Source organism: Capilliphycus salinus ALCB114379, from assembly GCF_047276495.1.
Lineage (GTDB): Bacteria > Cyanobacteriota > Cyanobacteriia > Cyanobacteriales > Microcoleaceae > Capilliphycus > Capilliphycus salinus.
The window spans coordinates 6269835-6295429 of the sequence record NZ_CP178543.1; the positions used below are offsets into that span (position 1 = coordinate 6269835).

Below are 25595 nucleotides of genomic sequence, written 5' to 3' on the forward strand. Positions count from 1 at the left end.
GCGATCGCAATTTGCTAGCAATTCGATAAAAACAAAATTGTACGAGCGAGAAGTTCTCCAGATTTGACGCAGGTACTTGGCGGAGGATAATAAATGTTAACTCAAAATCAGGCTAGACTGGCACTTGTTGAGCGCATCAGAACCGCTTATCAAAATAACCCTACCAGAACAATTGCAATTGGAGTCGGAGTTTTAGTCTTGACTCCTGCGGTTATTCCGTTACTCAAACCCGTTGCAAAGGCGGCGATAAAAGGCGGGGTTTCGATGTACGAAAAAACAAAAGCGGCGATGGCGGAAACCGGCGAAGTGTTCGGAGATATTGTCGCCGAAGCTAAAGCCGAAGTCGCCGCAGAAACCCAACAAAAAGCCCAACAAAAAGCGGCTTTACTCTCCAACCACAGCAGCCCGAAAAACTAAGGGATTTTCTCGGCAGATGTCGAATTGTTGTTAGGATTAAACCCATTGGGTTCGATATCTGTCCGAATGGGTTTGCTGTCGTTATAAAGGGATAACCCTTGTTTAATGGCAGCTTTTAGCAAGGGTCGTCCTAATTTGGTTGCTGCCGGAACCACAATGGTTCCCAACACAATTACCCCAAGTCCGGCTAAGGCGAGTTGATGGTTGGGGTTTTCGTCTTCGAGAATTTCTCGCAAGTGCAGTGACAAAACAGACCGATCCCAATGAATTAGAGACATAATTCCTCCAATAATATATTATCAAAAATTTAACCGAAATTCAACCCGATGTCGGGTTTTTTTGGGGTTCAAACCGTCTATTTGGTGAGAGACAAAAAACGATAAATTTGATATAGTCTACGGGTTTTTTGGGGGTTCAAACCGAATATTTTCGGGTGCATCAAACCGTCTATTTGGTGAGAGACAAAAAACGATAACATTTGATGCACCCTACTGATTTTTTCCTCCTTCTAACTGATGTAGAACTAACGGACGCAAACTATTTAAACCCGCAGCAATAGCCGAACCGTTGTGAATAACCGTCGCAATTAACGGATTTAAACCGATAGCAGAAGCCAACCCCAAAGCAATTAAATTCGGGGCGACAACAAGCAGGGTGTTTTGGTCAATTAAATTGCGGGTTTCCTTGGCAATGGCGATCGCCTGTAGTAAACTGCTAATATCATTATTCATCAACACAATATCGGCCGTTTCCCTCGCCACATCGGAACCGTCTTCAAAAGAGACCGAAACATCCGCATAAGCCAACGCCACCGAATCATTTAACCCATCACCAACAAACGCCACAGTTCGCCCGGAACGGTGCAAATCTCGAACAATTTTCGCCTTTTGTTCGGGGAAAGCTTCCGCGTGAACTCGCTTGGGTGGAATGTTCAATTCTTCTGCTACCAAATCCGCCCGTTGACGGCTATCTCCGGTTAACAAATGAATCTCCATTCCGTAGCGGTTTTGTAATTCTTCAATTAACTCTAAACTTTCGGGACGCAACGGGTCAGCATACTGTATCGCCCCTTGCAATTTACCGTTACAGGCGACATATATTAACGACATCCAAGCGGAATTTACGGGGGAATTTTCGCTATCGGGTTTATCCAATCCTTCCAAACTAATTCCCTCTTGGGTCATAAATCTTCCGCTTCCCACCAAGACTTTTTGACCTTCGATTTCCGCCCTAATTCCCAAACCCACCTCATAATTCCAATCCACCCGGGGCGGTATTTCTATATTTTGTTCTTGGGCGTAACGAACAATTGATTCCGCGACGGGATGGGTAATTCTTTGTTCGCTTGCTGCTGCATATTTTATCACGTCTTTTGCTGACATTCGCCCGGAAATTGTTTTCACCCCAACAACAGAAATATTACCTTGAGTTAGGGTTCCGGTTTTATCAAAAACGATGGTATCGAGTTCGGCTAATTGTTCTAAGGTGCGTCCGCTTCTGACTAAAATACCGTGTCGGGTGGTGTGGTTTAAAGCGCCTAAAAAAGCGGTGGGAATAGACACTCGAATTCCCGTCACAAAATCGAGGGTTAATATTGATGCGGCTCGGGCGGGGTCGCGGGTGGCGGCGAAGACAATTCCTGCTAAAATAAGCGAAGGTACGATTAGGCGATCGGCAAGTTGGGCGGCATAGTTTGCCATGCGGGTATCGTGAACGGGCGCTTTTTGCAACAGTTCCAAACTCGCCGCAGCCCGGGTTTTTTGACCGATGCGTTCGGCTTTGATGTGCAGAGAACCCGAACGAACGAGGGTCGAAGCGTAGACAAAGGTGCCGTTTTCTGCAACAATAGGCATGGATTCGCCCGTGAGTTGCTGCTGATCGACGACGGCTTTTCCTTCGGTGACGACCCCATCAACGGGTATTTGTTCGCCGGGATAGACGAAAACGATTTCTCCGGGTTCTACTTGGTCGCTCGGGATTGATTGTTTTTCGCCGTTGCGTTCGACCCAAGCAAAACGTCCGATGGTGTCGAGTAGGTCGGCGGTTTGGTGTTCGGTGGAACGGGCGGTTTGTTCGCGGATGACGTCGCCGAGTTCGTGCAGGGTGAGGACGAGGGCGGGTGTAACGAGTTTTCCTTGCGCTCCTCCCAAGCTTAGGGCGAGCAAGTCTAAGCAGTCAATGTTGAGTTTTTGCTTGACAAATAGGCTGTAAAATGCACGTTGGGCGACGGGAAAGGCAACCAAAGCCAGAGAACCCCAGGCAAAAGGACGCAGCCACGCCAACCGGGTTGAACTGCTGAGGAGGGCGAGTAAGGTGGCGCCGGTTGGGGCGATGAGACTAGACCATTCTCCCTCGTTGTCGGCCTCGTTAGGTTCGGAAGTTTTGGCTAAAGAAGAATCGGAAATCTCTTCGACGGTAATTGTGGTTCCGGCTTGTTGGATTAGGTTTGATAATCGAGAATAAATCTCAATATCGGTTGAGGCGTGAGGTTGATAATGAATCGCAACAGAAGCGGCTGTACGGTTAATTCTAACTTGAATAACGTCCGGTTCCGACTGCAAAACTTTCTCTAATATTTCTGCATAATATTCATCGGAATTGAGGCGATAAACCCGAAATCTCACCCGTCCCGGCACCGCATGAACCAAATAGGGCGCAGATTCTACTACGAAGGGTTCCGATTTGATTGTAGCCCCGTTGGTGTCAGAAAGGGAAATTAATTTATGATTCGTTGCTGTCATCGCGAGTTACCCCCTGATGCTGTAGTTTCGGCTGAGTTGGCGGGTGTTTCCGGGTTGAGGGCGGCCTCAATTAGGTTCATTAACCGCATTCCCAATTCCCAATCACTCGTGCCTTGAGTGGTATAATTAATTGTAATTGAAGCTGCGGCCCGATTAATCCGAATGTTAATAATTTGTTCTTCTTCTGAAAGGATTTGTTCGAGGCGTTGGCTAAAATCTGCATCGGTAGCTAAACGGGAAATTCTTAAGCGAATTCTTCCGGGGATTGAGTGAACAATGGTATAGTCCGGATCGAAATTATTTTCTGTATAATTTTCTGCCGAATCGCTTATATTTTCCGTTTCAGGTGTGACCAAATGAGACTGTTTTTTCAGGTGCGTAAGAATTTGACGAAATAGGCTGGCAATGATTAAATTGGCTAACAGGGCTTGAGCGCCTTTGAGTTGAAAGCGGGAAGTGACGATTATCCCCACAACGACGGGTAAAATCGCCTCAATTTCCCCGTGTTCTAGTAGAAAATCTGCGATGCGAGTTTCTGTATTTTGAATGGGAATGGAACCGACTGAATTTGAGGATGTTGTGGTCATATTACGTTAACCCTTCTCGCTCACTGATTATACCATCAAAACAGTCACCAGTCACCAGTCACCAGTCACCAGTCAGAGCGTGTTTTCAGTAACTTCTGACCTCACGACAATTGACCAAATCGACTTCTGACTGAAAATCCCCGCCCTCATAACAGGCATTAATCCACCGGACATCATATAAGTTTTGTTGTCAAAAGATGATTTTGAGATCCGAGAAGGATTAACGCGCATTATACAGCAGGTTCACCAATCAGGATACAGACGAAACCTCTACTATACTGGGTTTTTTCATCCCATTGGAATTGTTATTCCCGACTCAAAGAGCGATCGCGATGAATCTATGCAAATTCTAAAAATTTTGCGATCGCGAATCTTAGATCAAATCCGGTTCTATAATCAACGAATAACAGACGACCAGTTATCACCTGACCAGTGAACAGGTTTCGGTTCAACCGCCCTACTGCGAACACCGAATAGCCAGATCATTGATTATTGATCCGCAGATCAGTTATAATGTAGATATACAGTTTCAAAACTATTGCGAGACCCTGACAGTTCAATGATCGTCGGTACTACAGAAGCAGCCCGTATTCTAAAAATCTCTACCGCTCGACTGCGAGTTCTCCTGATCGCCGGCCGAGTCGAAGGTGCCTATAAGACCGGGAAGATGTGGCTCATTCCCCTGGTTGACGGCGAACCCACTATTGAGCGAGGGAAAAGAGGTCCGGCTCCCCGTTGGTGCAATCCAAGAAAGCTTCCAAAAACGATTGTTCACGTTAATTCTCACAGAATTCGGCAAAATCAAAAACACCAGGAACAACTTCCTGTGATTACGGTCAAAACGCGCAACACCAATACTTACGGGCATATTGTCGAAATACCCGGAGGATGTCGTGTTGTCTATCGTCCCGATAAACCTCTCCGTTGTGGTGCCAGGGTTTGGATTGAAACCATCAATGAAGTCACGGTCATCCGTTAGTAAAAATCTCCTGATCTCCCCACACTTTTATGAGGGTATTCAACCGGACTTGATATTAAAGCAGTTCGCGAGTCGTATATTGACAAATGCACGGCACGAACAATAGTCAAAAGCCTTACTATATTGAACTTTCCCCCCTCTTGCCTCAAGCCTATTGCCTCAAGCCTTGCGCTTCGCGCTATCACTTGCATAGGTTCAAATTGTCCTGGACTAGATGAAAATGGAACGTTGAGGACAATCAATTTTGAATGTGAATCCTACCGCTAAGATCGCGAGTTTGACTCGACTACAGGCTGTTGAGGTGTACACAGGGGTGAACGATGAGTATCTACAAATATTGGACGATCTGTAAGATTGATGGGGGTTTTCATCGATCCGGTTCCCGCAGGGGATATCAAGCCAGGGAACTTCCCGTTGTTAAGAAGCAATTTCAACAGTGGTTTCCATCTTACTGCGAAACTCACGAACTCCCCGGCCAACAGGATCAAGAGATTCAAACTCAATTACTATCGGAGTTTCTCCATCAAGATTCTACCAACTTTGAGCCGCCGATTCCCCCGAGTTGGGTAATTGCGGGGCTTTCTTTGCGGTGCTATATTTCCCACGCTATTGTATATAGCTGTCAAAAGCTGGCTCAACAGTTTGGTCACAAACACGGGTTTTCCGAGCTTGACCTGTTACCGATCATGCTAACCGATGACGGTCGGGCGTGGATCGGGCTGGACTCTGACCGCAAAACCCAGTTCATTCTCGATCGCCTCGGATCGCTTCAGCCTTCTACTTATCCTCTTTTATCGGTGGAGATTTTGAGAACCTTCGATCCCACAAGAGGAGGACTCGCACAGTGGGCTTGTTTACGCACCCGTCAGCATGAAGAACTCACCCGGACATTGTGGATAGAATACGGGGTTTTGCTGGAAACTCCTTGGTCGAAACTCAATCAAGTTCAAGGGCATCAGTGGAAAATCCTTTCACCCCACGAACGGCATTGGGTCGAGGTGTTCCATCAGGTGTATCGCCGCGACAGACGAGAACAGGGCGCTCGGGGTAAATGTCCAACACCTTCGGAAACCCAACTTCAGGAAATGCGCGATCGCCTTCTTCAAGTAGGAATTATAGCATATTCTTCCGATGAAATGTTAGATCAATTCAAAAGAATTGCTCAGTTTCTCCAGCAACGAAAGATGAACCCTTCACCCCCGCCATCTCCGCCCGATCCGCCCGTAAAGGAATTCTTAAAAACTGTTCTCAATGAAGCTCGGGATCAAGCTCTTTTAAATGCTATTGAGCGGGTGCTTTTCCAGCGTCTATCCCAACTGAAAAAAAAGGCAAAATCTGCCGAGATAGCGGACAACTTTTTTCCGGGTTTGAGACTGATTTATTTTGAAGCCAAATCTCAAGGCGAGGTCGCCCGAGTCTTAAACATGAACAATCAATCTCAAGTCAGCCGATTTTTCAACCTAAAGGAAATGCTCGCTAAAATTCGAGAACAGGTGGGCGAGGAGTTACTGCAAATTTTGTTAAGTAAAGAGGGTTTTAATTCCGTTGCTAAAGATGCCAATGCGTTCAATCATTTAATTCAACAGTTGAGCGATTATTTGGATGAAACTGTGTTTTTAGAAGCGCTTCGGGAACTTCAAACCGGACGTTACCGCAAAATGACCAGTCTGTTCGCGGAAAAAATGCGCGATTATCTGAGTTCAAACGATGTCAATCCCGATAACCAAGCCGCCTGAAATTAACCGAACTCACGGCAAATCTTAGCCTAGTAACCTGGAGAATTTACAACATGAATTTGCGCCCCTATTCCGAGTCTTATCCCGTGCAAAACCCTCGAATATCTTACCGAGAATTGCAGTTAGAAACGATTGATTTAGAGCCGGAGTTTTTTGAAAAAGCGACTCTCCTCAGTCGTCACTCAAATACTGAAGCTGAACAGTGGCAAATTTATTTGAATACATTGGCATTATTTGCTTTAGAAAAATGGTTGAGCGATCGCCAGTTAACCTTGAGTTCTCAAACTTATTCTCTCCTGAGAACTCAAGTTTTAAATTTGGAAGCCGTTAGTCCTCTCAACGTCGAGCAATTTAAACTCTGCTTGATCGCCCGCGAGAATCTAGGAAATCAAACCCTTGAAATTCCTGAAAAAATGATTGATTCTCCAGAGTTTGCCGCCCATTTTTACCTATTAATGCGGGTGGTATTGGAAGAACAACAGGCTGTTTTTATCGGATTTTTTCGTTACGATCAACTCGACGGGCGTAACTTAAAACAAACCGATACGGGCAATTATGAACTGTCTTTATCAGAATTGAATCCCGAAGCGAGTCATTTAGGTTTAAACCTAAAATACTTAGATTCAACAGCCATACAACTTCCTAAAAATGAGTTAGCTCAACAGTCTTTTGAACGGTTAACTCAATGGCTGGAAAATATTTATGCAGCCGACTGGCAACCCGTCGAACAACTGTTGGCAAACCGACCACCTCTTGTTCCGTTTTGTTCGCCAATAAATTTCAGAACCCGGAACTTATCCTCACAAAAAACAATAGAAAAAAGTCTAAAAACATTACAAATGAGTGGAGCTTTAGGACATCAAAACCCAGGAGATTTATCACAGGCTGAACTCAGTGATGTTTTAGTAGAGCTTTTACAAACCACTAACAATGAAGAAACCCGTTGGCAAGCCGCAGAATTTTTATGGGAAATTAACCCCAATCATCCGGCTGTGGGTGTGCGTCGAGCGATTGATTTGGGAATGCAACTTTCAGGGGTTCCTGTTGCGTTAATGGTTGCTATTTTACCCAAACCAGATCAACGAATTGCCATTCTTTTAAGGGTTTATCCCCTCCAAGGTTTCTTACCGACTAATTTAAAACTGATTGGTTTGGATGAATTGGGTCAAAGTTTATTTGAAGTTCGGGCGAGAGAACAGGATGATTATATTCAGTTCAAATTCACCGCAGATCCGGGCGATCAGTTCAGCGTTCAGGTGATGCTCAACGATGCGACTGTAACAGAATATTTCATCGTTTAACAGCGATTATAGAATAGTTTAGGGGTTGATTAGCGACATCAGTTAATCAACTTTTTTGGCTTTTACATTGGTTTTGTTGCATAAACTTTTTAGCCGGGTTTAGATTAAAACATCAACCTAATTTTATTGAAAATAATAACATATACAATGTTATATATGATATGATATCTACAAGTTAGAAATTATTTCTAAAGGTACACAATCTTCGAGAAGCTGTAGTGTAGGTATTTAGCCGACTGACTTCAAGTTTAAAACTCATTCAACCTTTCTACAGCCCCGTAATGTGCAGCTTTCTACATTAAAACTCAATCCACCGACTCACCATGAAAAAACAAGTTGTTATCAAAATATCAGGGGGCGATTTTGATACGGGTTTTCCTGTTGTTCTAGAGTTTTGGGAAGACGGTAGAATCATTGCCATAGATCGCGATTGTCCTGCACTTCCCGCCCAACCCGAAATTGAGGAAAATTATAAAGAATGGCGAGAAATTCACGGGGATTTGGGAGATAGAACGATTCAATTTCCAGACGCACAAATTACCAACCAATCGACATTTAAAGAGTGTTTAGTGGCAACTCAAACCCTTGAATATACTCTAGAAACTTGGTTTAAAAATCCTATTTTTGGGGATATTCGAGGGCGAATTGTGGGACGTTTGAGAGGTGTAGCCCCCAACGAATCTGTAAGAATTGTTTTGGATACGGCTAATGATTATCTACGGAGATTATCTTGGGATCGGTGGGATTTATTTGAGAAAGATTATTTCTTACCCAATGCGGAGTTAGTTCTTTTATCTCGATACAATCGACCTCCAGAAACTCTGCAAACACCGATTAAAATTCTGGCTATTTTTGGCAGCGATGAAGGCGGTTTGGAACTGATGCAGGATAAAGAACTGATTAAAAAATTAGACGAACACGGAGGAGAAATTACCTGCATTCCCGAAGAAGGAAATTCTCTGAATCCCCGAGAACTATTTAATACCCTTACTCGGGAAAATTGGGATATAATTTTCTATGCCGGACACAGTTCCGGTCAAACCCTTCAAGTTACTAATACTGAAAATTTCAACGTCTCGATTTTAAGAGCAGCCCTGAGAATAGCGGCTCCCAACGTTAAGCTTGCCATCTTTAATTCCTGTGATGGATTAGATATTGCGGACTATTTAGCAGAGTTTAATATTCCCCATTTAATCGTGATGCGAGAACCGGTTCCCGATGCAGTAGCCCGGAGTTTTTTGAAGTGTTTTTTAAAAGAATTTATTCAAGGAAAACCCCTTCATGCTGCGGTTCATCAAGCCAGAAAAAAATTACATCAATTAGAAGTTCCAACCGCAGACAATGAACCCTATTATCCGGGAGCATCCTGGCTACCAATACTCTTACAAAATCCGACGGCGCCCCAACTGTATTGGCCTCAACCCGAACCCGAACCCGAACCTGAAAAACCCTCAATCCAACCCAAAGTAACGATGATATTTGGGTTAGTATTAATGGGTATTTTTATAGGTGTTTTCTGGGGAACTTCTAGCCGCTTTTTTAAGAAACCTAATGTGTTCGGAGATGCGATCAGTGGGGGCGAGGAAATTGTAATAAAAATGTTTCAGCAACGGCGTAAACAAAGGGGTGTAGAACCTGTTGCGGATTGCCAAAAACCCTTAAAGTATTTTCTACCGATTTGGAAGGGTTATATTAGACAGCAGTGGAATGATTGTTTTGTCACCAAAAAAAGTTATCAGGAAGCCATTCAACACCTGCAAAGAAGTTGGGAAGAAGAAAAACACGATCCCGAAACTTTAATCTATCTTAATAACGCCACGTTGGAAGCGACAGGAGCCGATTACTATACCATTGCTGTTGTTGTTCCGACGATAAAAAATCAAGCCAGAGAAGTCATCGATGTCGAACTAGCCGAAGATATTCTGCGGGGAATTGCTCAAGCCCAAACCGAAGTTAACTTGAGTTTATTCAACGGGAATGAATCTGCTGAGTATACCTTACCCGGTTCGGATTTTCTTCAGCGTATAGACTTAAATGGAAAGGGTTTAAAAGTGATCATTGCTGATGATTCTAACTTCAAACCTCAAGCCATCAAAAATGCACATAACCTGGTTAACAACTCAGAAATTATAGGAGTAATTGGTCATTATTCCAGCGAGATGACCCTGGCAACCTTAGATATTTATAACAAAAATCAAGTGGTTTTAGTTACCCCCGGAACAAGCACATCTGAACTCAGCGAAAACCCGGAACAGTTTTTCTTCCGAATTCCCGCAGTTAATTCTGAGCAGGCTTATAGAATGGTTGATCTCTTGAACGAAAAAACCAAGCAAAAAAAAGTCACGATTTTTTATAATCCTGCCAGTCCATTTTCCAGCGATTACAAACAACACTTTGAAAAAAAATTGTTAGAACTAGGAGGAGAAGTTATAGCTGATTTTAACCTGGCTAGTCCTAACTTTAACGCCAAAGATGCACTCAAACAAATGAGAAATGCTGAAGAATCTGTGATTATTTTAATACCGGATGGTCAGGTGACAAATTCCGTTAATCAAGCCCTAGAAGTGATTAAAGAAAATAAAGGTGAATATTTGATGTTCGGTAACTCCTCGGTTGACACGCCCAGAACTTTAGCGATTGGTCAAAAATATCTAGAAAAACTATATTTAGTCATTTACTGGCATCATTTAAACAGTTCTCAGCCCGATTTTTCGCAAATTACTTCGCAACTTTGGGGCGAATTCGTGAGTCTTCGTACCGCTTTAGCCTACGATGCGGCTCATGTTTTGATTGAAGGAATTCGACAAAATCCCACCCGCAAAGGAATTCAAAAGGTACTTTCTGGTAAAAGCTTCAGGGTTGACGGCGTGACCGGAGAAATTGAGTTTAAACCCGGAACAGGCGACCGCAAAGAGCAACCCATTGATATTGTTAAAGTTGCTCCTTGTGCGAATCAAGAGTATGGGGTTATTTTTCTCCCGGATGAGTTTTCAACACCTGAAGCTGCGGGTTTGGATTGTTCAAATCGTGAATGATTGATTGAAATTATTGAAAGCCCAAAAGCAAGGCACTTTGATAGAAAATAAAGCTACAAACCCAGGCTAAAACCAAAGAAAATACCAGTGAAAACGCCGTAAATTTCCAAGATTTGGCTTCGTTAAGAATCGTTGCAATCGTTGTTAAACAGGGCGTGTACAGCAAACAGAAAATACAAAAACTGTAGCCCTGTGCAAAGGTCATTGTTTCGGCAATGTGGGCGCCGACGCTAGCCGATTGTAAGCCGTAAATCACCGCCAACGAACCCAAAACTACCTCTTTGGCAATGAAACCAAAAATTAACGCCAAAGTCAAATAAGGGTCAATTCCAATCGGTCGCATAACCGGACTGAGAAACTGACCAATTTGACCGCCAATGGTATCCAAACCCGTAGCGCCGGGAGGTAAACTGGTAATCACCCAAACCGCAATACAACCCACAGTAATAAAGCCGGAAGCACGAACTAAAAATTCTCGAACTTCTCCCCAACCTCTGAGGGCAACTTGTTTCAATGTCGGGAAACGGTAGGGGGGTAATTCTAACACAAATGGGTCTTCATTTTTAAAGGCACCTTGAAAGAGAAACGCCGTTAAAAATGCGGCTAAGAAGCTAAGAAGGTACAAAGAAAATAGAACTATCGCCCCGTTTCCGTTGGGAAAAACTGCCGCAATAATAAAGACAAAAACCTGCAATCTTGCCGAACACAACCCGAAGGGAATAATTAGCATCGTTAACAGTCGCAACGCCCGGGAACGCATCACCCGGGTTCCCATCAACGCCGGAACATTGCAACCAAAACCCATCATTTGTAAGACAAAACTCCGCCCGTCCAAACCCAGACGCGCCATCAGTGCATCCATCAAATAAGCCGCCCGGGAAAGGTAGCCGCTATCTTCTAAAATTGCCATCACCATAAAGAAGATAACAATTAACGGCACGAAGGAAGCAACCGTTGCGACACCCGCCCAAATTCCGTTAATAAAAAAGTCTTGAACGACTCCCGGAAACACGCTTAAAACCGGAGAAATTACCGTTTCTTCTAACCATCCGGTGAGGTTATCCATGATGTCTTGAGACGGCAACCCCACATTCCAAACCATCCAAAAAACGGCAAACATCCCCAGGAAAAATAGGGGTAAACCGAAGATGGGATGGAGTAAAACACTATCGAGTCTTGCGGTTAAGGTTTGTGCCAACTGCGAGGGCATTTCGACTGCATCTTTGAGGATAATTTCGATTTCATCAACCGATATTTTTCCTCGTAGGGCTAAGACTTGACGAATATCATTAACGATAACTGGAAGTTCGGTTTTTTCTAACTGATGGCAAAGGGTTTCATAGGCTTTCATGTAGCCTTTACCGTATTTTGCACTAATCAGAAAAACAGGCATTTCTAAATGTCGGGATAGTTCTTTTGAATCAATTTCAACGCCGTAATGTTTGGCTTCGTCCGACATATTTAACATCACCACCGCAGGCAAACCCAACGCTTTCACTTGCAACGCCAAGCGAATTTGGCGGTCAATTTGAGCGGCATTTAAAACAACAATAACTAAATCAATGGCATATTTTTCTAAGAAAGTTCGCACCACTTTCTCATCTTCAGAATAACCGTTGAGGTCGTAAATTCCCGGTAAATCCACAAATTCAACGGTTTCGCCATTAATTTTAACGTTCGCTTGCAGCAAATCAACTGTTACACCCGGCCAGTTTCCCACGTAAGCAGCAACCCCGGTAATGCGGCTAAAAAAGGTGGATTTTCCCGTGTTGGGCATCCCAATTAATGCAACCCGTTTAACGGCTGTTTCGTCTCTCGGTTGAGTGACGGTTGGAGAATGACAAGTCATCGGATTTTCCCCTCGAATCTGGTCAATCACAAAGTCTCAGACTCGCCGAAGACTTTATGAACTTTTAATTAATACTGTAACGAAGTTTTAACAGACTTTCACGCGAATCTGTTGGGCTTCGTGTCGGCGAATGGCGACTTCTGTTGTTGTACCGATACGGACGTGTAAGGGTCCGCCAAACCACGCGACTCTTAAGACTTGTATCGGTCTATCGGGATGAATTCCCATCGCTTCTAATCGATGCACCAAACCGTCGTTAGAATGATGGGGTTGAATACTCTCGACAAACCCAACCTGTCCGGCTTTCAGTTCGGATAAACCCATAATTTCTCCTCTTAAACTTGACTTAATCTGTAAACCTGACATTATTATTGCATTAAACTCTCAATTGAAATCATTTGCTATCAACACTCAACAGATTCTTAACAATTATCTATTTTAAATAATACAGATAGACCTTAATCAATACTGAGCAATACACTTGCTTTTTGGGGTGCGGGGCGGGTTTAGCAATGTTGTTTCTGAGACTGATAAATTCACCCCAAACCCACCCCTACGCCCTAAATGGGGATTAAAAACCCGGTTTCGCGGTTAGTTACCGGGTTTTTGGGGTTGGTGAGTGGTGACTGATGAGCAGCGCGGTCTTGGTGGTTTCCATCAAGGAGCGACTGCGAACCCGGAGGGTGACTGGTGACTGAAAAGACTGGTCAGCGGGTGCCACAACTGTTCGAGGCGATGGGCGGGTATGGTTAAATAAAGAATATCGCCGGGATTGAGAACAAAACTGAGCAATTCCCAACTGTGAATAGTTTGATTGTTTGTTTCAATATAAAGCGGCACAAAATCAACGCTTCTGGCGATATCCTGCACCCGTTTTTGACAAAAAGGATGATTGGGGGTAATTAACACCGATAACGCCACCCACAGGCTATCGGCTGTAATTCCATTTCCGAGAATTCGCCCGCCAATGGCTGCGGCGGCAAACGCGGGGGCGGCTATTTCTATGGGATTTAGAACGGTTTCAAAGTTAAAAACTTGTTGTTCCATTAGGGCAAATTGCGGGTCTTGACTGCGAACAACCACCCGAATTTTTGGGGCTAATCCTTTTGCACTCAAGGCAATTTCTAAGTTAGCCATATCATCACTTGTAACGGCTAATAGGGCTTCTGCTTGTTTGATATTGGCGCTTTCTAAAGTGGTTGAAAGGCTGGCATCTCCTTTGATAATTGGAATTTTTAAAGCATCAATAATTCCTGCAAATCTACAGTTGGTGTCCCGTTCAATGACAACGACTTCATAACCGTTTGCTCGTAATTGTTGGGCAATTTGCAAACCAATTCCGCCCAAACCGCAGATAATATAATGATTGCCTTCGGGAATTCGGGTGGCGTTGAGGTATTCGCTCAGGCGAGTTCCCAGTACAAAATCGTTCAGTAACGCATAGCAAATCCCGACAACACCCGCCCCGACTAACATCATAATTGCTGTAAAGATTTTAATGCTTTCGGGGGCATTTTCGGCGACTTTTTCATTGCCTCCCGCTCCCGTAATCATTCCCACTGAAAAATAAAGGGAATCGACAATCGAGTTATTTAGATTGATGCTAACGTAGGTAACAGTCGCAATAAAAATAGTAATCAGCAGACAAAGAATGACTAAAATAGCCGATTGACTGTGTTGCTGGAATTTTTCTAAGCTATGTTTAAATTTATTGAGGGTTTGAAAGAGGGAAAATTTGGGTTTGTGAACATCCGGTTTACTGGCGATAATTAAGCGATCGCCGGTTTGCAGTTGTTTTCCTTCGATGACCGCTGAAACTAAATCCAGTTTAGTATTAATGGGGAGATAATAAATCAACATCCGAGACCGATCCGCCCAAAGTTCGGTGAGAGTTTGACCTTTCCAGGGGTGTTGATCGTGTATCCATTCTTCTTGAATCGGCCAATAACTATTGTACAATTCAAGTTGACCAATTGCCCGATTTCCTAACGCCGCAAAGGTAAATACAGGGGCGGCAAGCGCCGAAACGCTCATGCTGGTATGATTGGGTAGGGTTTGATCGAGGCGATCGCCTAAGTTGGTATTGAATAGGCGGTTAATGATGCGAATATTGGGGTTGAGAATTTGCGCCTGCATCAAAATTGCCAGGTTTGTCGAGTCGTCGCTTCCGGCTAAAACCAGCGTGTGGGCTCCTTGAATTCCTGCGGCCAGTAAAGTAGAAGCCGATCGCAAATGACCGACAATAATATCGGAACCTTCGCCTTTGATCGGGGTTTCGTTGACTCCCACGACGAAAGCACCCTGCTGTCGTAACAGGCGGAAAATTTTGTATCCCGTTTCACCCAAGCAACAGACAATTATGCGAGGTTTCATATTTGGTCAACTCGCCTCTAACCCTGAAAAAATTGTTTACACAGATTATACAGTTTATCATTTTTTATGAAATAAAGAAAAAAAACTGTATCGAATCACACCAGAATCAAATTTGGGCGGGGTGAAATTAAAAATCAACTTAGAAATACAGCCCTCAAAGCTTATATAGCCCGATCAATTCATCGAGAAAAACTCCAGAAAATTGTAGCCAATACAACCGAATAAAAATTAGACGTTCGACTCTCATTTCAGGCGAATCCAGTTGGAAAATATGATTGATTTTGGTTTGGACAAAGAAAGATAAAATTAGCCTGACAAAAAGCAGTCTGAATTGGATAAAAGTTAGGTGTTTTTACTAAATCTTTACATTCGGTTCGGGTAATCTTTACATAAAGGAGTTGATTAATAGGGATTATTTTTGATACAAATAAAGATCGAACTCGATAGGAATGAGTCAAACTTGTATGGATTTCACCCATCTATATCGACCGAATGATAACTCATAAATTATCCGGCGATCATCCACGATTATCCATAATTTATAACGCGAATCGTTCCGCCAAATTATTCCCTTTGAGAATTCTGAATTCTACATTCATAATTTTGCGAATGTCCGCTGTATAAATTGTGGGTCTATGAAATCTCTTAAAAAGCAATGAACTCTAAGTTGCATTCATCCGTATCTATTCCTCAGTCTCAAAAATCGAACATCAACAGCAGCCAACCCCAAAACCCCCGTCAAACTCAACAACCCCTCGATGTCGGAGAATTTGAATTTTGGTATCAACCGACTTATCAAGTCAGGAGTTATAACGTCTTACATAACGAAGTCTTGTTACGGTGGCGAGATCGTCCGGGAAAGGTGTATTTACCCGATGAATTTATACCCGTTTTAGCCGAAATGGGTTTACTTTATCATTTAGATCGTTATGTCATTAGCAAGGGAATTGATCGATTAGTTTCTCAACCGCAACTGTATCTTTCGATTAATTTATCCCCGTTGGTTTTTGAAGATTATACTCTGATTGAAGATCTCGATTCTTGGCTGAGTGAAACCCAGATCGATCCCAAACGTCTGTGCTTTGAACTAACAGAATTAACCATTGCTGAACAGTTTATTACCGCCCTCAATTTTATTCAAAATCTGAGAAATTTGGGGTGTTTGGTTGTTATCGATAACTTTACGGGAAAGGAACTTACTCTTTCTCAATGTCAACAACTCCCGGTGAATTTAGTTAAACTGGATCGTCAATTTCTCAAAAGTATTAAAGCCAACCCGGAAAATGTCGCCCTCGTCAAACAATTGCGAGAAATTAAGTCTATAATGGGTCAAGTTGTTGTCAAATATGTTGAAGACGAACAAACCTTAGAATGTGTTGAACAGATGAATCTTGATGCGGTTCAAGGAAATTTGTTGCAACTTCCCGATGAGACGCCGCAACTGCAAACCTGGGTTAATCCCTTTCTTGAGGAGTTGCCGTATAATTACCTAGAATTCACCCTCGGCGATCGCTCCTCATCCGGGTTAAAATTCTGACTCGTTTGATACAGATTTAGGAAAATGTGAGCGAAAATGTTATCCGGTGTTATTTGATTTACCCAGATCAAATCACCAGAGGATTCAAGAAGCAGTAAAATCCTTGAAAATCCGTCTCAATCGCCACAAATTGATTTTCATCAAACTTGTATAATAGAGATCAAAAAAAATTCCGAGTCAGAAGATCAACTCAAAACACCGGACGTGAATTTTTCAATAAAAATAATCTTCTGGGGAGTTGGGGTTTACTGTCCGGTGAGAGAATCGGGATCGGGAAGGGGTTGTTGGAGTCCGAGACTCGACCAAGCATCATCGGAGTTGCTGTTGCGGTTATTCTCCAAGGATTTTCCGGCGATCCGAAAACGATTTTGATCTTGAAGTTTAACGAGTTCTTCTTGATAGGAAGCAATAATTCTGGCTAAACTGATGGCAATCTGATCCCAACTTTCATCGTTGACAATTTTATCGGCCATCCCTTGGAATAAGCCGGTTTGCTTACTACTCTTGACATATTCTTTGAGGCGTTTTCCCGATTTTTCGAGCGCCGCTTGGTAGACTTCTCCATTCGACCACCAAATTCCCGGCTGATTCAATAACCAAGTCAAGATGTACTCGGGGGCGTGTTGTTCCTTGACCCAAGTTGCCAGATGTTTTAATTCTTCCATTTTTCTTTGACTCCAGATTTTTCACCGACTCAATTCTACTCGATTGAGCCGATACAAGTCATTTGGTATTCAAATACACACTGAATGTTAAAAAAAACCTGATCTAAATTATACTAAATAAAGAATCAACGATACAGTGAAAATTAAATACGTGCGTTCACCCACGACTAACGTTTAGAGCGAGCAGATATATATGTCACAGCAGAAATTTGGTGTAATCGGTCTGGCAGTGATGGGTGAAAACCTAGCACTCAATGTTGAGCGGAATGGTTTTCCCATCTCTGTTTACAATCGCACTAGCTCCAAAACTGACGAGTTTATGAACACGCGAGCCGTTGGTAAAAACGTATTCGCGGCTTACAGCTTAGAAGAATTTGTTCAGTCTCTTGAGCGTCCCCGCAGAATTCTGGTAATGGTGAAAGCCGGTAAACCTGTTGACGCCGTAATTGAGCAACTCAAACCCCTACTCGACAAAGATGACATGATCATCGATGGCGGAAACTCCCTCTACGAGGATACCGAGCGCCGTACCCGCGAGTTAGAATCAACCGGCTTGGGATTTGTCGGAATGGGCGTCAGCGGCGGTGAAGAAGGCGCTCTCTGGGGGCCGAGCATGATGCCAGGAGGAACAGAAGCCTCCTATCGCGAACTTGAACCCATTTTAACGAAAGTTGCCGCTCAAGTCGATGACGGCCCCTGTGTGACCTTTATCGGCCCCGGAGGTGCGGGTCATTACGTCAAGATGGTTCACAACGGGATTGAGTACGGCGATATGCAGCTTATTGCAGAAGCCTACGATTTGCTCAAAAATACCGCCGGACTCTCCAACGAAGAACTTCACGAAGTCTTCGCCGAGTGGAACACCACCGACGAACTCAACTCCTTCCTGATTGAAATTACCGCAGATATCTTTAAAAAGATTGACGATCAAGGTACCGGCAAGCACCTGGTAGACTTGATTATGGATTCTGCCGGCCAAAAAGGAACCGGACGTTGGACGGTGATGAGTGCCTTGGAATTGGGGGTTTGTATTCCCACGATGACAGCGGCTGTTAACGCTCGGATTATGTCCTCCTACAAGGATGAACGGGTCGCCGCCGCTCCCCAATTGCCGGGTCCGACGGCTAAGTTTGACGGCGATGTTAAAGCCTTCGTCAATATGGTTCGCGATGCGCTCTACTGTTCTAAGATTTGTTCCTACGCTCAAGGAATGGCTCTGTTGGGTAAGGCGTCTCAAGAATATAATTACAACCTCAATCTCGGCGAAATGGCTCGCATTTGGAAGGGTGGCTGTATTATTCGTGCAGGATTCTTGAATAAGATCAAAAAAGCCTACGACGAAAACCCCCAACTCCCGAACCTGTTACTGGCTCCCGAGTTTAAACAAACTATTCTCGACCGTCAGGATGCTTGGCGCGAAGTGTTAATTACCGCCAACAAGTTTGGGGTTCCGGTGCCGGCGTTTAGCGCTTCGTTAGACTACTTCGATAGCTACCGTCGGGGGACTTTACCGCAAAACCTGACTCAAGCTCAACGGGATTACTTCGGCGCTCATACCTACGAGCGGACGGACAAGGCTCGCGGCGAGTTCTTCCATACCGAATGGACAGAAGCCGAAAAGTCTACCGTTGGCGTGTAGTTTAGTCTTTGAAACCGGGTTTCTTAGTCTAAAAGTTAGAAACCGGGTTTCTGCTTACTTTGGGCGACTTCGCCTAGATGTTTGCTGGAGAAACCCGGTTTCTGGATACTTTTCTTCTTCGCCTAGATGTTTGCTGGAGATACCCGGTTTCTCAGGTTTTGTTGAGTTCAAAACAACAGAATTGGCGATCGCGTACATTCTCGCTAATTCCGGTAAAATATAATTGTGGGGACACGATGGCGATCGCGTCCCGATTAATTTTTTGATAATTTTCTGAGTCTGTCTAGTCGGAGTAAGTAAACAGGCTCAATGGGATTTTAGATGAAGAAATCACTCTCTGTGATCGTCACCAGAGAAGTTCCTGCACCGTTGATCACAGCGATGGTTTCGGTGTAATCGGGTATTCCTTCGGAGGGATCACCTTCATTGAGGACGCTGATCGTTACCCGACGGGTACCGTTACCAGTGATAATCAATTCATTGAGATTGATCACCTCAGCAGCAAACTCATACTCGATCAGGTCAATACCATCTTGGAAATCGGTGATGATGTCGCCAGAGGGTTCGGGAGGAACGGGTTCTGGGGGGAAGCTCGGTTCGGGTGGCTCGACTACAAAGCCTGTGCTTTCTCCTAATACGAATAGGTCAGAGTCAGCGCCGCCTGTTAGGGTATCAGCCCTCGTTTCAAATTCTCCGGTTTCGCCACCAAACAGAATGTCAAAACCCGCACCACCCAAAATGCGATCGGCACCGAAACCCCCATCGAGAAAGTCATTTCCGCCACCACCGTTGAGGGTATCGTTACCAGACAAGGTATCAGCGAGTCCAAAATCTCCATAGAGGGTATCGTTACCCGCATTCCCAACCAGGCTGTCAGCACCGCCTGCACCATCGAGAGTGTCATTACCGCCTAAGCCCCGGATGGTATCATTTCCAGCACTACCCACAAGCGAGTCCGGGCCAGATGTTCCCCCCTGTGAACCACCTGGTGATGGGGTTGTGTTAATAATCGTGTCAACGAGAATAGCCCCAGTTAAATTCGCCCCAGTTAAATTCGCTCCGGTAAAGTTAGCTTTGGTGAGGTTGGCGTTGCTTAAATTGGCTCCGGTGGTATTTGCATCAGCACCATCGCTAAAGTTAGCATTGGTCAGGTTGGCAACTTCCAGGTTGGCTCCAGTTAGGTTAGCATCTTGGAAATTCGTTCCGATCCCAACTACTTCTTTGAGGTTGGCACCAATTAGGCTGACCCCGCTCAAGTTGGCGCCAGACAGGTCTGTTTTCTCGACGAAGGCGTTATCTAAGATGGCTCCATCAAATTTGGCTCCGGTTAAAGTTGCTTCACTGAGGTTGGCTCCATCGAGTTGGGCGCCTCTGAAGTCAACCCCGGTGAGGTTGGCACCTTTGAAGTTAGCACCGCTGAGATCTGCTCCGGTGAAGATGGCGTTGGTCAGATCTGTCTTTTCTAGAAAAATCCCTTCTGCAACCACACCTGTAAAATTAGCGTTGCGAAGAATAGAATCGGCTAAACTAATTTCTGTCAATACAGTCGGTGTAACGGCTCCTGTATTGGGGTTGACATAGGAACTAAAGTTCGCGCCACTGAGATCCACATCTTCTGCGCTGAGGTTGGTTAAATTCGCACCTCGAAAGCTGGAATTGTTTGCAGTTGCTCCCCCCGGAAGCAGAACATCGGTTAACTGCACATTGCTGAGGTTTGCCAAATCAAAGATTGAGCTACTCAGGGTGATATCTGTTAAGCTCATATCTGAAAAGTCAACACCTGTAAAATTGGTGTTGACTAGGATAGCTCCTTCAAAGTTCGCCTCTTGGACATTGCTACCTTGAAAATTGGCACCGGTTAAGTTCGCATCACCGAGACCGGCTTTGAACAGGTTAGCATTCCGTAGGTCAGCATTGGAGAGGTTAATCCCATTGCTGCTAATTTCTGATAAATTTACCTGTCGCAGGTTAGCACCACTGAGGTTGGCGTTCTGTAAATTTGCTTTGAAAAGGCTTGTTGTCGGGAACGTTGCGCTGGGTCTAAAGTTGGCTCCGCTCGCATTAACATTCAGCCAACTTGATTCTTCAAAGTTCGTTCCTCTAAGTAAGGTATTGACAAAGGAAACATTAGTTAGGCTTGTTTTAAAAAAGTTAGAACCATTGAGATCCTGACCATTAAAATTATTTCCGTTAAGAACTTGCTCACTAAAATTTCTAACGACCATGATAAAAAATCCTTAAAGTAACAATCCAAATAAAAAATTAACTGGCAATCTTCCCCACTAATTTCAGTCAACAAAGTCTGCATGAGATACATTTACACTCACGTTTTCTCCCATTGAATTCACCTGTCTCATCTCCAAAACGTCAGACGGATGAACTCTGTAATTGACTAAATTCTTAAATCTTTATGTGACAACTCAAATCTGAAAATATAGAGTTGTACATCTATCAAAGGGGGGTTATTCAATCGGATGCAACATGATGATATCACTGACTTAAATTGATGTGCTAGGCTTCAACCTTATTTTTACTGAAGCTTTACAAAAGCTTGAAACTTTCACTCCAATCGGTTGATCCAACTTTACAGAAGGGGGGTTTATGTAAAGCAAGAGGTCGGGTGTCAGGCTTTAGCTATCACTCAGACCCAACTCGGATCAGTTCTGCGATCAAACACGACGATCGCGATCGCACCTGTGGGGAATGATAGGAAAGCCTGATCGCGATCGTACAACCTCCCGTTAGAAAGATGAATCAGCCTGCGTACTAGCAGTCAATACACAGGCGAACTTCGGATTTTAAACTAAGAAATCATCCTCTGTGATCGTCACCAGAGAAGTTCCTGCACCGTTGATCACAGCAATGGTTTCGGTGTAATCGGGAATTCCTTCAGCAGGAACACCTTCATTGAGGACGCTGATCGTTACCCGACGGGTACCATTACCTGTGATAATTAATTCATCAAAGCCACTGACAAACTCATATTCGAGGAAGTCGATACCATCTTGGAAATCGGTGATGATGTCGCCAGAGGGTTCGGGAGGAACGGGTTCGGGCGGGAACGACGGTTCGACAGGCTCCAGTAAAAACCCGGTAGCTTCCAACACGAATAGGTCACTATCAGCACCGCCTGTTAGGGTATCGGCTGCGGTTTCGCTTTCTCCGGTTGAACCCCCAAAGAGAATATCAAAGCCCGCACCACCGAGAACGCGATCGGCACCGAAGCCGCCGTCGAGGTAGTCATTCCCCGCACCTCCCTGGAGAACGTCGTTTCCAGATAACGTGTCGGCGATTCCCAAATCACCATAGAGGGTATCGTTACCACCCGCACCGATCAGGCTGTCAGTCCCTTCGGCACCGTCGATCACGTCATCTCCGAGGCCGCCGTTGATAGTATCGTTAGCGGTAGTGCCGGTGAGGGTATCGTTGCCGGATGTGGGAACCGTCCCACCGCCGCCCGAACCTCCGCTAAGACCAATCGTGTCAACTAAAATTGCACCGGTCAAATTTGCCCCAGTTACATTCGCCCCGGTGAAGTCGGCTTTGGTGAGGTTGGCGTTGCTTAAATTCGCTCCGAGAGTATCGGCATCGGGTCCATCGCTAAAGTTGGCATTGGTGAGGTTGGCAACTTCGAGGTTGGCGCCGCTGAGGTTAGCATCCCGGAAATTGCTGCCGATCGCAATCACTTCTTTGAGGTTGGCAGTGACCAAACTGGCTCCGGTTAAGTTGACCCCAGACAGGTCTGTTTTCTCGATGAAAGCGTTATCTAAGATGGCTCCATCGAGTTCGGCACCGGTCAGAATTGCCCCGCTGAGGTTGGCACCATCGAGTTGGGCGCCCGTGAAGTCGGCCCCGGTGAGGTTGGCTCCGTTGAAGTTGGCGTTGCTCAGATCGGCTCCGGTAAAGTCGGCGTTGGTCAGATCTGCACCTTCTAGGAAAATACCCTCGGCTGATACACCCGCAAAATTGGCATCTCCGAGGAAAGAATCGGCAAAGGACGCACCACTGAGTTGAGCATTTGTGAAGATCGCTCCCCCTAAATTGAGATCCTCTGCGCTGAAGTCGGTTAAATTTGCCCCGATGAAGCTGGCATTGGTGTTAATTCCAGCGGTCGCCGGATCGACATCTGTCATATTGACGCCTGCTAAATTCGCCCCATTGAAAATAGGACTACTAATGGTCACATCGGTGAAGTTTGTTCCCGTGAAATCGGCGCCGGTGAAGTTGGTGCCGACCATGAGAGTTCCTTCTAAAGAAGCCAGTTGCAGGTTAGCATTGGTAAAGATTGTATTGGTTAAATCGGCAGCTTTTAGATTAGCTTCGGTCAGGTCGGCTCCGGTGAAGTTAGCTCCTCTAAGATTCGGTCGGTCGGACTGTTCTCCGGCGAGTATAGCTTTGAATAAATTAGCATCCTGTAATTGGGCATTGGAGAGGTTAATGCCATTGGTGCTAATTTCCGATAAATTTACCTGTCGCAGGTTGGCACCGCTGAGGTTAACGTCGGTTAGATTGGCTTTGAAAAAGCTTGTTGTCGGAAAGGCTGTGCTGGGTCTGAAGTTGGCTCCGCTAGCGTTAACATTCAACCAGCTTGTTTCTTCAAAGTTGGTTCCTCTGAGTAAAGTGTTGACAAAGGAAACATTGGTTAAAGTGGCTTTAAAGAAGTTAGAGCCATTTAGATTCTGACCGTTAAAATTATTTCCAACGAGATCCTGTTCACTAAAATTGACAACTGCCATGTTCAATACTCCTTATAGCAAGTAACAACCCAATTACAAAAAATAACTAGCATTTTTATCTGGAAATTCAGTCAAAAAAGCCAGGATGAGATACATTTGCAGTCACGTTTTCTCCGATTAAACCGACTGATCTGTTCTCTAAAATCTGAGACCGATCAACTCTCTAATTGACTAAAATTATTCAACTTTTTCCTTAATCAAAAGTGAAGAGTGATCACTCTCAAGCGATCGCACCTGTGGGGAATGATAGGAACGCGCGATCGCAATCGTGCAACCTCCCGTTAGAGAGATGAATCAGCCTGTGTACTGACTGTCCATACACAGGCGCAATGGATTTTAAACTAAGAAGTCATTCTCAGCGATCGTCACCAGAGAAGTTCCTGCACCGTTGATCACAGCCACAGTTTCTAGGTAGTCGGGAATTCCTTCAGCAGGAACACCTTCATTGAGAACCTGGAGCGTCACCCGACGGGTACCATTACCTGTGATAATCAATTCCTCAAAGCCACTGGCAAACTCATATTCGAGGAAGTCGATACCATCTTGGAAATCGGTGATGATGTCGCCAGAGGGTTCGGGAGGAACGGGTTCGGGCGGGAAGGTCGGTTCAATCGGCTCTTGTACAAAGCCCGTGCTGGTCAACTGGAAGAGGTCAGCGTCAGCCCCACCTATTAGGGTGTCAGGAGCAGTTTCGCTTCCTCCAGTTTCTCCACCAAAGAGAATGTCAAAGCCAGCACCACCGAGAACGCGATCGGCACCGAAGCCGCCATTGAGAACGTCATTTCCACCGCCACCGTTGAGGGTATCGTTACCCGATAAGGTATCAGCGAGTCCAAAATCTCCATAGATGGTGTCCTCTCCAGCACCACCAAGCAGGCTGTCAGAACCTCTTGCACCATCGAGAGTGTCATTGCCGCCTAACCCCTGAATGGTATCATCGCCGACGGTTCCTTCAATCAGGTCGGGCAGAGATGTTCCCACCAGTTCACTACCTAGACCGTTGGTGTCAATAATTGCTCCCTCTAAATTCGCCCCGGCTAAGTTAACCCCATCTAAATTTGCTCCGGTTAAGTTAGCTTCGCTCAGATCGGCATTGGCAAGCACAGTGTTGCTTAAGTCGGCTCCGCTGAGGTCGGCCCCTTTTAAGATAGCTCCGCTCAAGTCGGCTCCGCTGAGGTTGGCACTGGTCAAATTAACGCCTTCAAGAAAGATTCCGGGCGCCGAAACCCCTGTAAAGTTGCTACTGCTGAGGTCAGCACCGACTAACTCTGCATCGGTAAAAATGGTTTCTGTGCCATTTCCGGCGGCTCTGAAGTCTGCACCGCTCAGATCGGCACCTGCGGCTTTAAGACCTGTTAAATCGGCACCTCGGAACCTCAAAGTCCCGGTTGATAAAACCTCAGAAAACTCGGCACCGCTCAGGTTTGCCAAATTAAAGTTGGTGTTGTTGAGAGTAGATCCCCCAAATTTGGCTTCAGACAAGTTAGCTCGCTGAAAGATCGTGCCAGTTAAGTTGGCATTACCGATCTCGGCTTTGAAGAGGTTCGCATTGAGGAAATCGGCATTGCGAGCGTTTACATTCTCCCAACTCGATTCTTCAAAGTTGGTTCTTCGGAGGTCGGTTCCAACGAATGATACCCCGATTAGCTTGGTTTTAAAAAAGTTAGAATCATTTAGATTCTGATTATTGAAACTATTTCCAATCAGTTCTTGTTCGCTAAAATTGAGAGCAACCATGATAGAAATTCCCCCAGATTAATACACCCAATAATCAACTTAAATTTTTCCAAATTTAAGCCAATCTGATTGAGTCAAGTTTTCAATTTGATCGAAGATCATCTTCCCAAATCCGATTTAATATACCCTCTTTATTAAGAAGCCAGTATAGTTTTAGATTAGGGCCTTTATTGTTGAAATTCAAGGCTTTCATCTCTTCGGATTTGCTATAAGTTAAAGATAATTTATTGTTCGCTGAATCTGCATGATATAAAATTAAGAAG

The 25595-nt window shown here is 44.7% G+C and carries 17 protein-coding genes; 7 read left to right on the forward strand and 10 right to left on the reverse strand.

Features of this window, described 5'->3' with window-relative positions; translation table 11 throughout:
• Positions 1-93: 93 nt before the first annotated feature.
• The gene (locus tag ACL6C3_RS25250; protein ID WP_413162259.1) at positions 94-417 is read left to right on the forward strand and encodes a DUF5132 domain-containing protein; all 324 of its coding nucleotides are present in this window, start codon (positions 94-96) and stop codon (positions 415-417) included.
• Here the strand turns inward: ACL6C3_RS25250 and ACL6C3_RS25255 are convergent.
• From ACL6C3_RS25255 to ACL6C3_RS25265, 3 genes are all read right to left on the reverse strand, one after another.
• Positions 414-695, reverse strand: coding sequence for a hypothetical protein (locus ACL6C3_RS25255; RefSeq protein ID WP_413162260.1), 282 nt, complete (start codon positions 693-695; stop codon positions 414-416). The two genes, ACL6C3_RS25250 and ACL6C3_RS25255, sit on opposite strands and share 4 nt — an antisense overlap.
• 210 nt (positions 696-905) lie before the next feature.
• On the reverse strand, positions 906-3158 hold the full coding sequence (locus ACL6C3_RS25260; protein ID WP_413162261.1) for a heavy metal translocating P-type ATPase: 2253 nt from the start codon (positions 3156-3158) through the stop codon (positions 906-908).
• Positions 3155-3745, reverse strand: a complete 591-nt coding sequence (locus ACL6C3_RS25265; protein ID WP_413162262.1) for an HMA2 domain-containing protein — start codon at positions 3743-3745, stop codon at positions 3155-3157. The genes ACL6C3_RS25260 and ACL6C3_RS25265 overlap by 4 nt, the downstream gene beginning before the upstream one ends.
• 559 nt (positions 3746-4304) lie before the next feature.
• Between ACL6C3_RS25265 and ACL6C3_RS25270 the strand changes: the two genes are divergently transcribed.
• From ACL6C3_RS25270 to ACL6C3_RS25285, 4 genes are all read left to right on the forward strand, one after another.
• A complete protein-coding gene (locus ACL6C3_RS25270; RefSeq protein WP_413162263.1) occupies positions 4305-4724 on the forward strand; it encodes a DNA-binding protein in 420 nt (139 codons plus the stop codon).
• 320 nt (positions 4725-5044) lie between these two features.
• Complete coding sequence (locus tag ACL6C3_RS25275) at positions 5045-6460, forward strand: hypothetical protein (RefSeq protein WP_413162265.1); 1416 nt, start codon at positions 5045-5047, stop codon at positions 6458-6460.
• 53 nt (positions 6461-6513) lie between these two features.
• Positions 6514-7761: a DUF1822 family protein gene (locus tag ACL6C3_RS25280; protein WP_413162266.1), complete on the forward strand. Its 1248-nt coding sequence runs from the start codon at positions 6514-6516 to the stop codon at positions 7759-7761.
• Between the two features lie 323 nt (positions 7762-8084).
• Positions 8085-10796, forward strand: coding sequence for an ABC transporter substrate-binding protein (locus ACL6C3_RS25285; protein WP_413162267.1), 2712 nt, complete (start codon positions 8085-8087; stop codon positions 10794-10796).
• A 10-nt stretch (positions 10797-10806) separates the two neighbouring features.
• Here ACL6C3_RS25285 and feoB read toward each other — a convergent pair whose 3' ends face one another.
• From feoB to ACL6C3_RS25300, 3 genes are all read right to left on the reverse strand, one after another.
• Positions 10807-12645 carry a ferrous iron transport protein B gene (feoB, locus tag ACL6C3_RS25290; RefSeq protein WP_413162268.1) on the reverse strand — a complete coding sequence of 613 codons (1839 nt, stop codon included), beginning with the start codon at positions 12643-12645 and terminating at the stop codon, positions 10807-10809.
• Between the two features lie 87 nt (positions 12646-12732).
• Complete coding sequence (locus ACL6C3_RS25295; RefSeq protein ID WP_413162269.1) at positions 12733-13011, reverse strand: FeoA family protein; 279 nt, start codon at positions 13009-13011, stop codon at positions 12733-12735.
• A 291-nt stretch (positions 13012-13302) separates the two neighbouring features.
• A complete protein-coding gene (locus tag ACL6C3_RS25300; protein ID WP_413162271.1) occupies positions 13303-15018 on the reverse strand; it encodes an NAD-binding protein in 1716 nt (571 codons plus the stop codon).
• Between the two features lie 655 nt (positions 15019-15673).
• Here ACL6C3_RS25300 and ACL6C3_RS25305 point away from each other — a divergent pair.
• Positions 15674-16555, forward strand: coding sequence for an EAL domain-containing protein (locus tag ACL6C3_RS25305; RefSeq protein WP_413162273.1), 882 nt, complete (start codon positions 15674-15676; stop codon positions 16553-16555).
• Positions 16556-16800: 245 nt separating this feature from the next.
• On the opposite strand, the gene ACL6C3_RS25310 is transcribed toward ACL6C3_RS25305, so the two are convergent.
• Positions 16801-17220: a hypothetical protein gene (locus ACL6C3_RS25310; protein ID WP_413162275.1), complete on the reverse strand. Its 420-nt coding sequence runs from the start codon at positions 17218-17220 to the stop codon at positions 16801-16803.
• Positions 17221-17413: 193 nt separating this feature from the next.
• Here ACL6C3_RS25310 and gnd point away from each other — a divergent pair, with 193 nt between their 5' ends.
• The gene (gene gnd / locus ACL6C3_RS25315) at positions 17414-18859 is read left to right on the forward strand and encodes a decarboxylating NADP(+)-dependent phosphogluconate dehydrogenase (RefSeq protein WP_413162277.1); all 1446 of its coding nucleotides are present in this window, start codon (positions 17414-17416) and stop codon (positions 18857-18859) included.
• A 317-nt stretch (positions 18860-19176) separates the two neighbouring features.
• On the opposite strand, the gene ACL6C3_RS25320 is transcribed toward gnd, so the two are convergent.
• The 3 genes from ACL6C3_RS25320 to ACL6C3_RS25330 all read right to left on the reverse strand — a co-directional run bounded on the left by ACL6C3_RS25320 (position 19177) and on the right by ACL6C3_RS25330 (position 25332).
• Positions 19177-21084 (reverse strand): pentapeptide repeat-containing protein, encoded by a 1908-nt coding sequence (locus ACL6C3_RS25320; protein WP_413162278.1) that lies wholly within the window; start codon positions 21082-21084, stop codon positions 19177-19179.
• Between the two features lie 573 nt (positions 21085-21657).
• Entirely contained in the window at positions 21658-23595 is a 1938-nt protein-coding gene (locus ACL6C3_RS25325) for a pentapeptide repeat-containing protein (protein ID WP_413162279.1), read from the reverse strand.
• A gap of 336 nt (positions 23596-23931) precedes the next feature.
• Positions 23932-25332 (reverse strand): pentapeptide repeat-containing protein, encoded by a 1401-nt coding sequence (locus tag ACL6C3_RS25330; RefSeq protein ID WP_413162281.1) that lies wholly within the window; start codon positions 25330-25332, stop codon positions 23932-23934.
• Positions 25333-25595 lie beyond the last annotated feature (263 nt).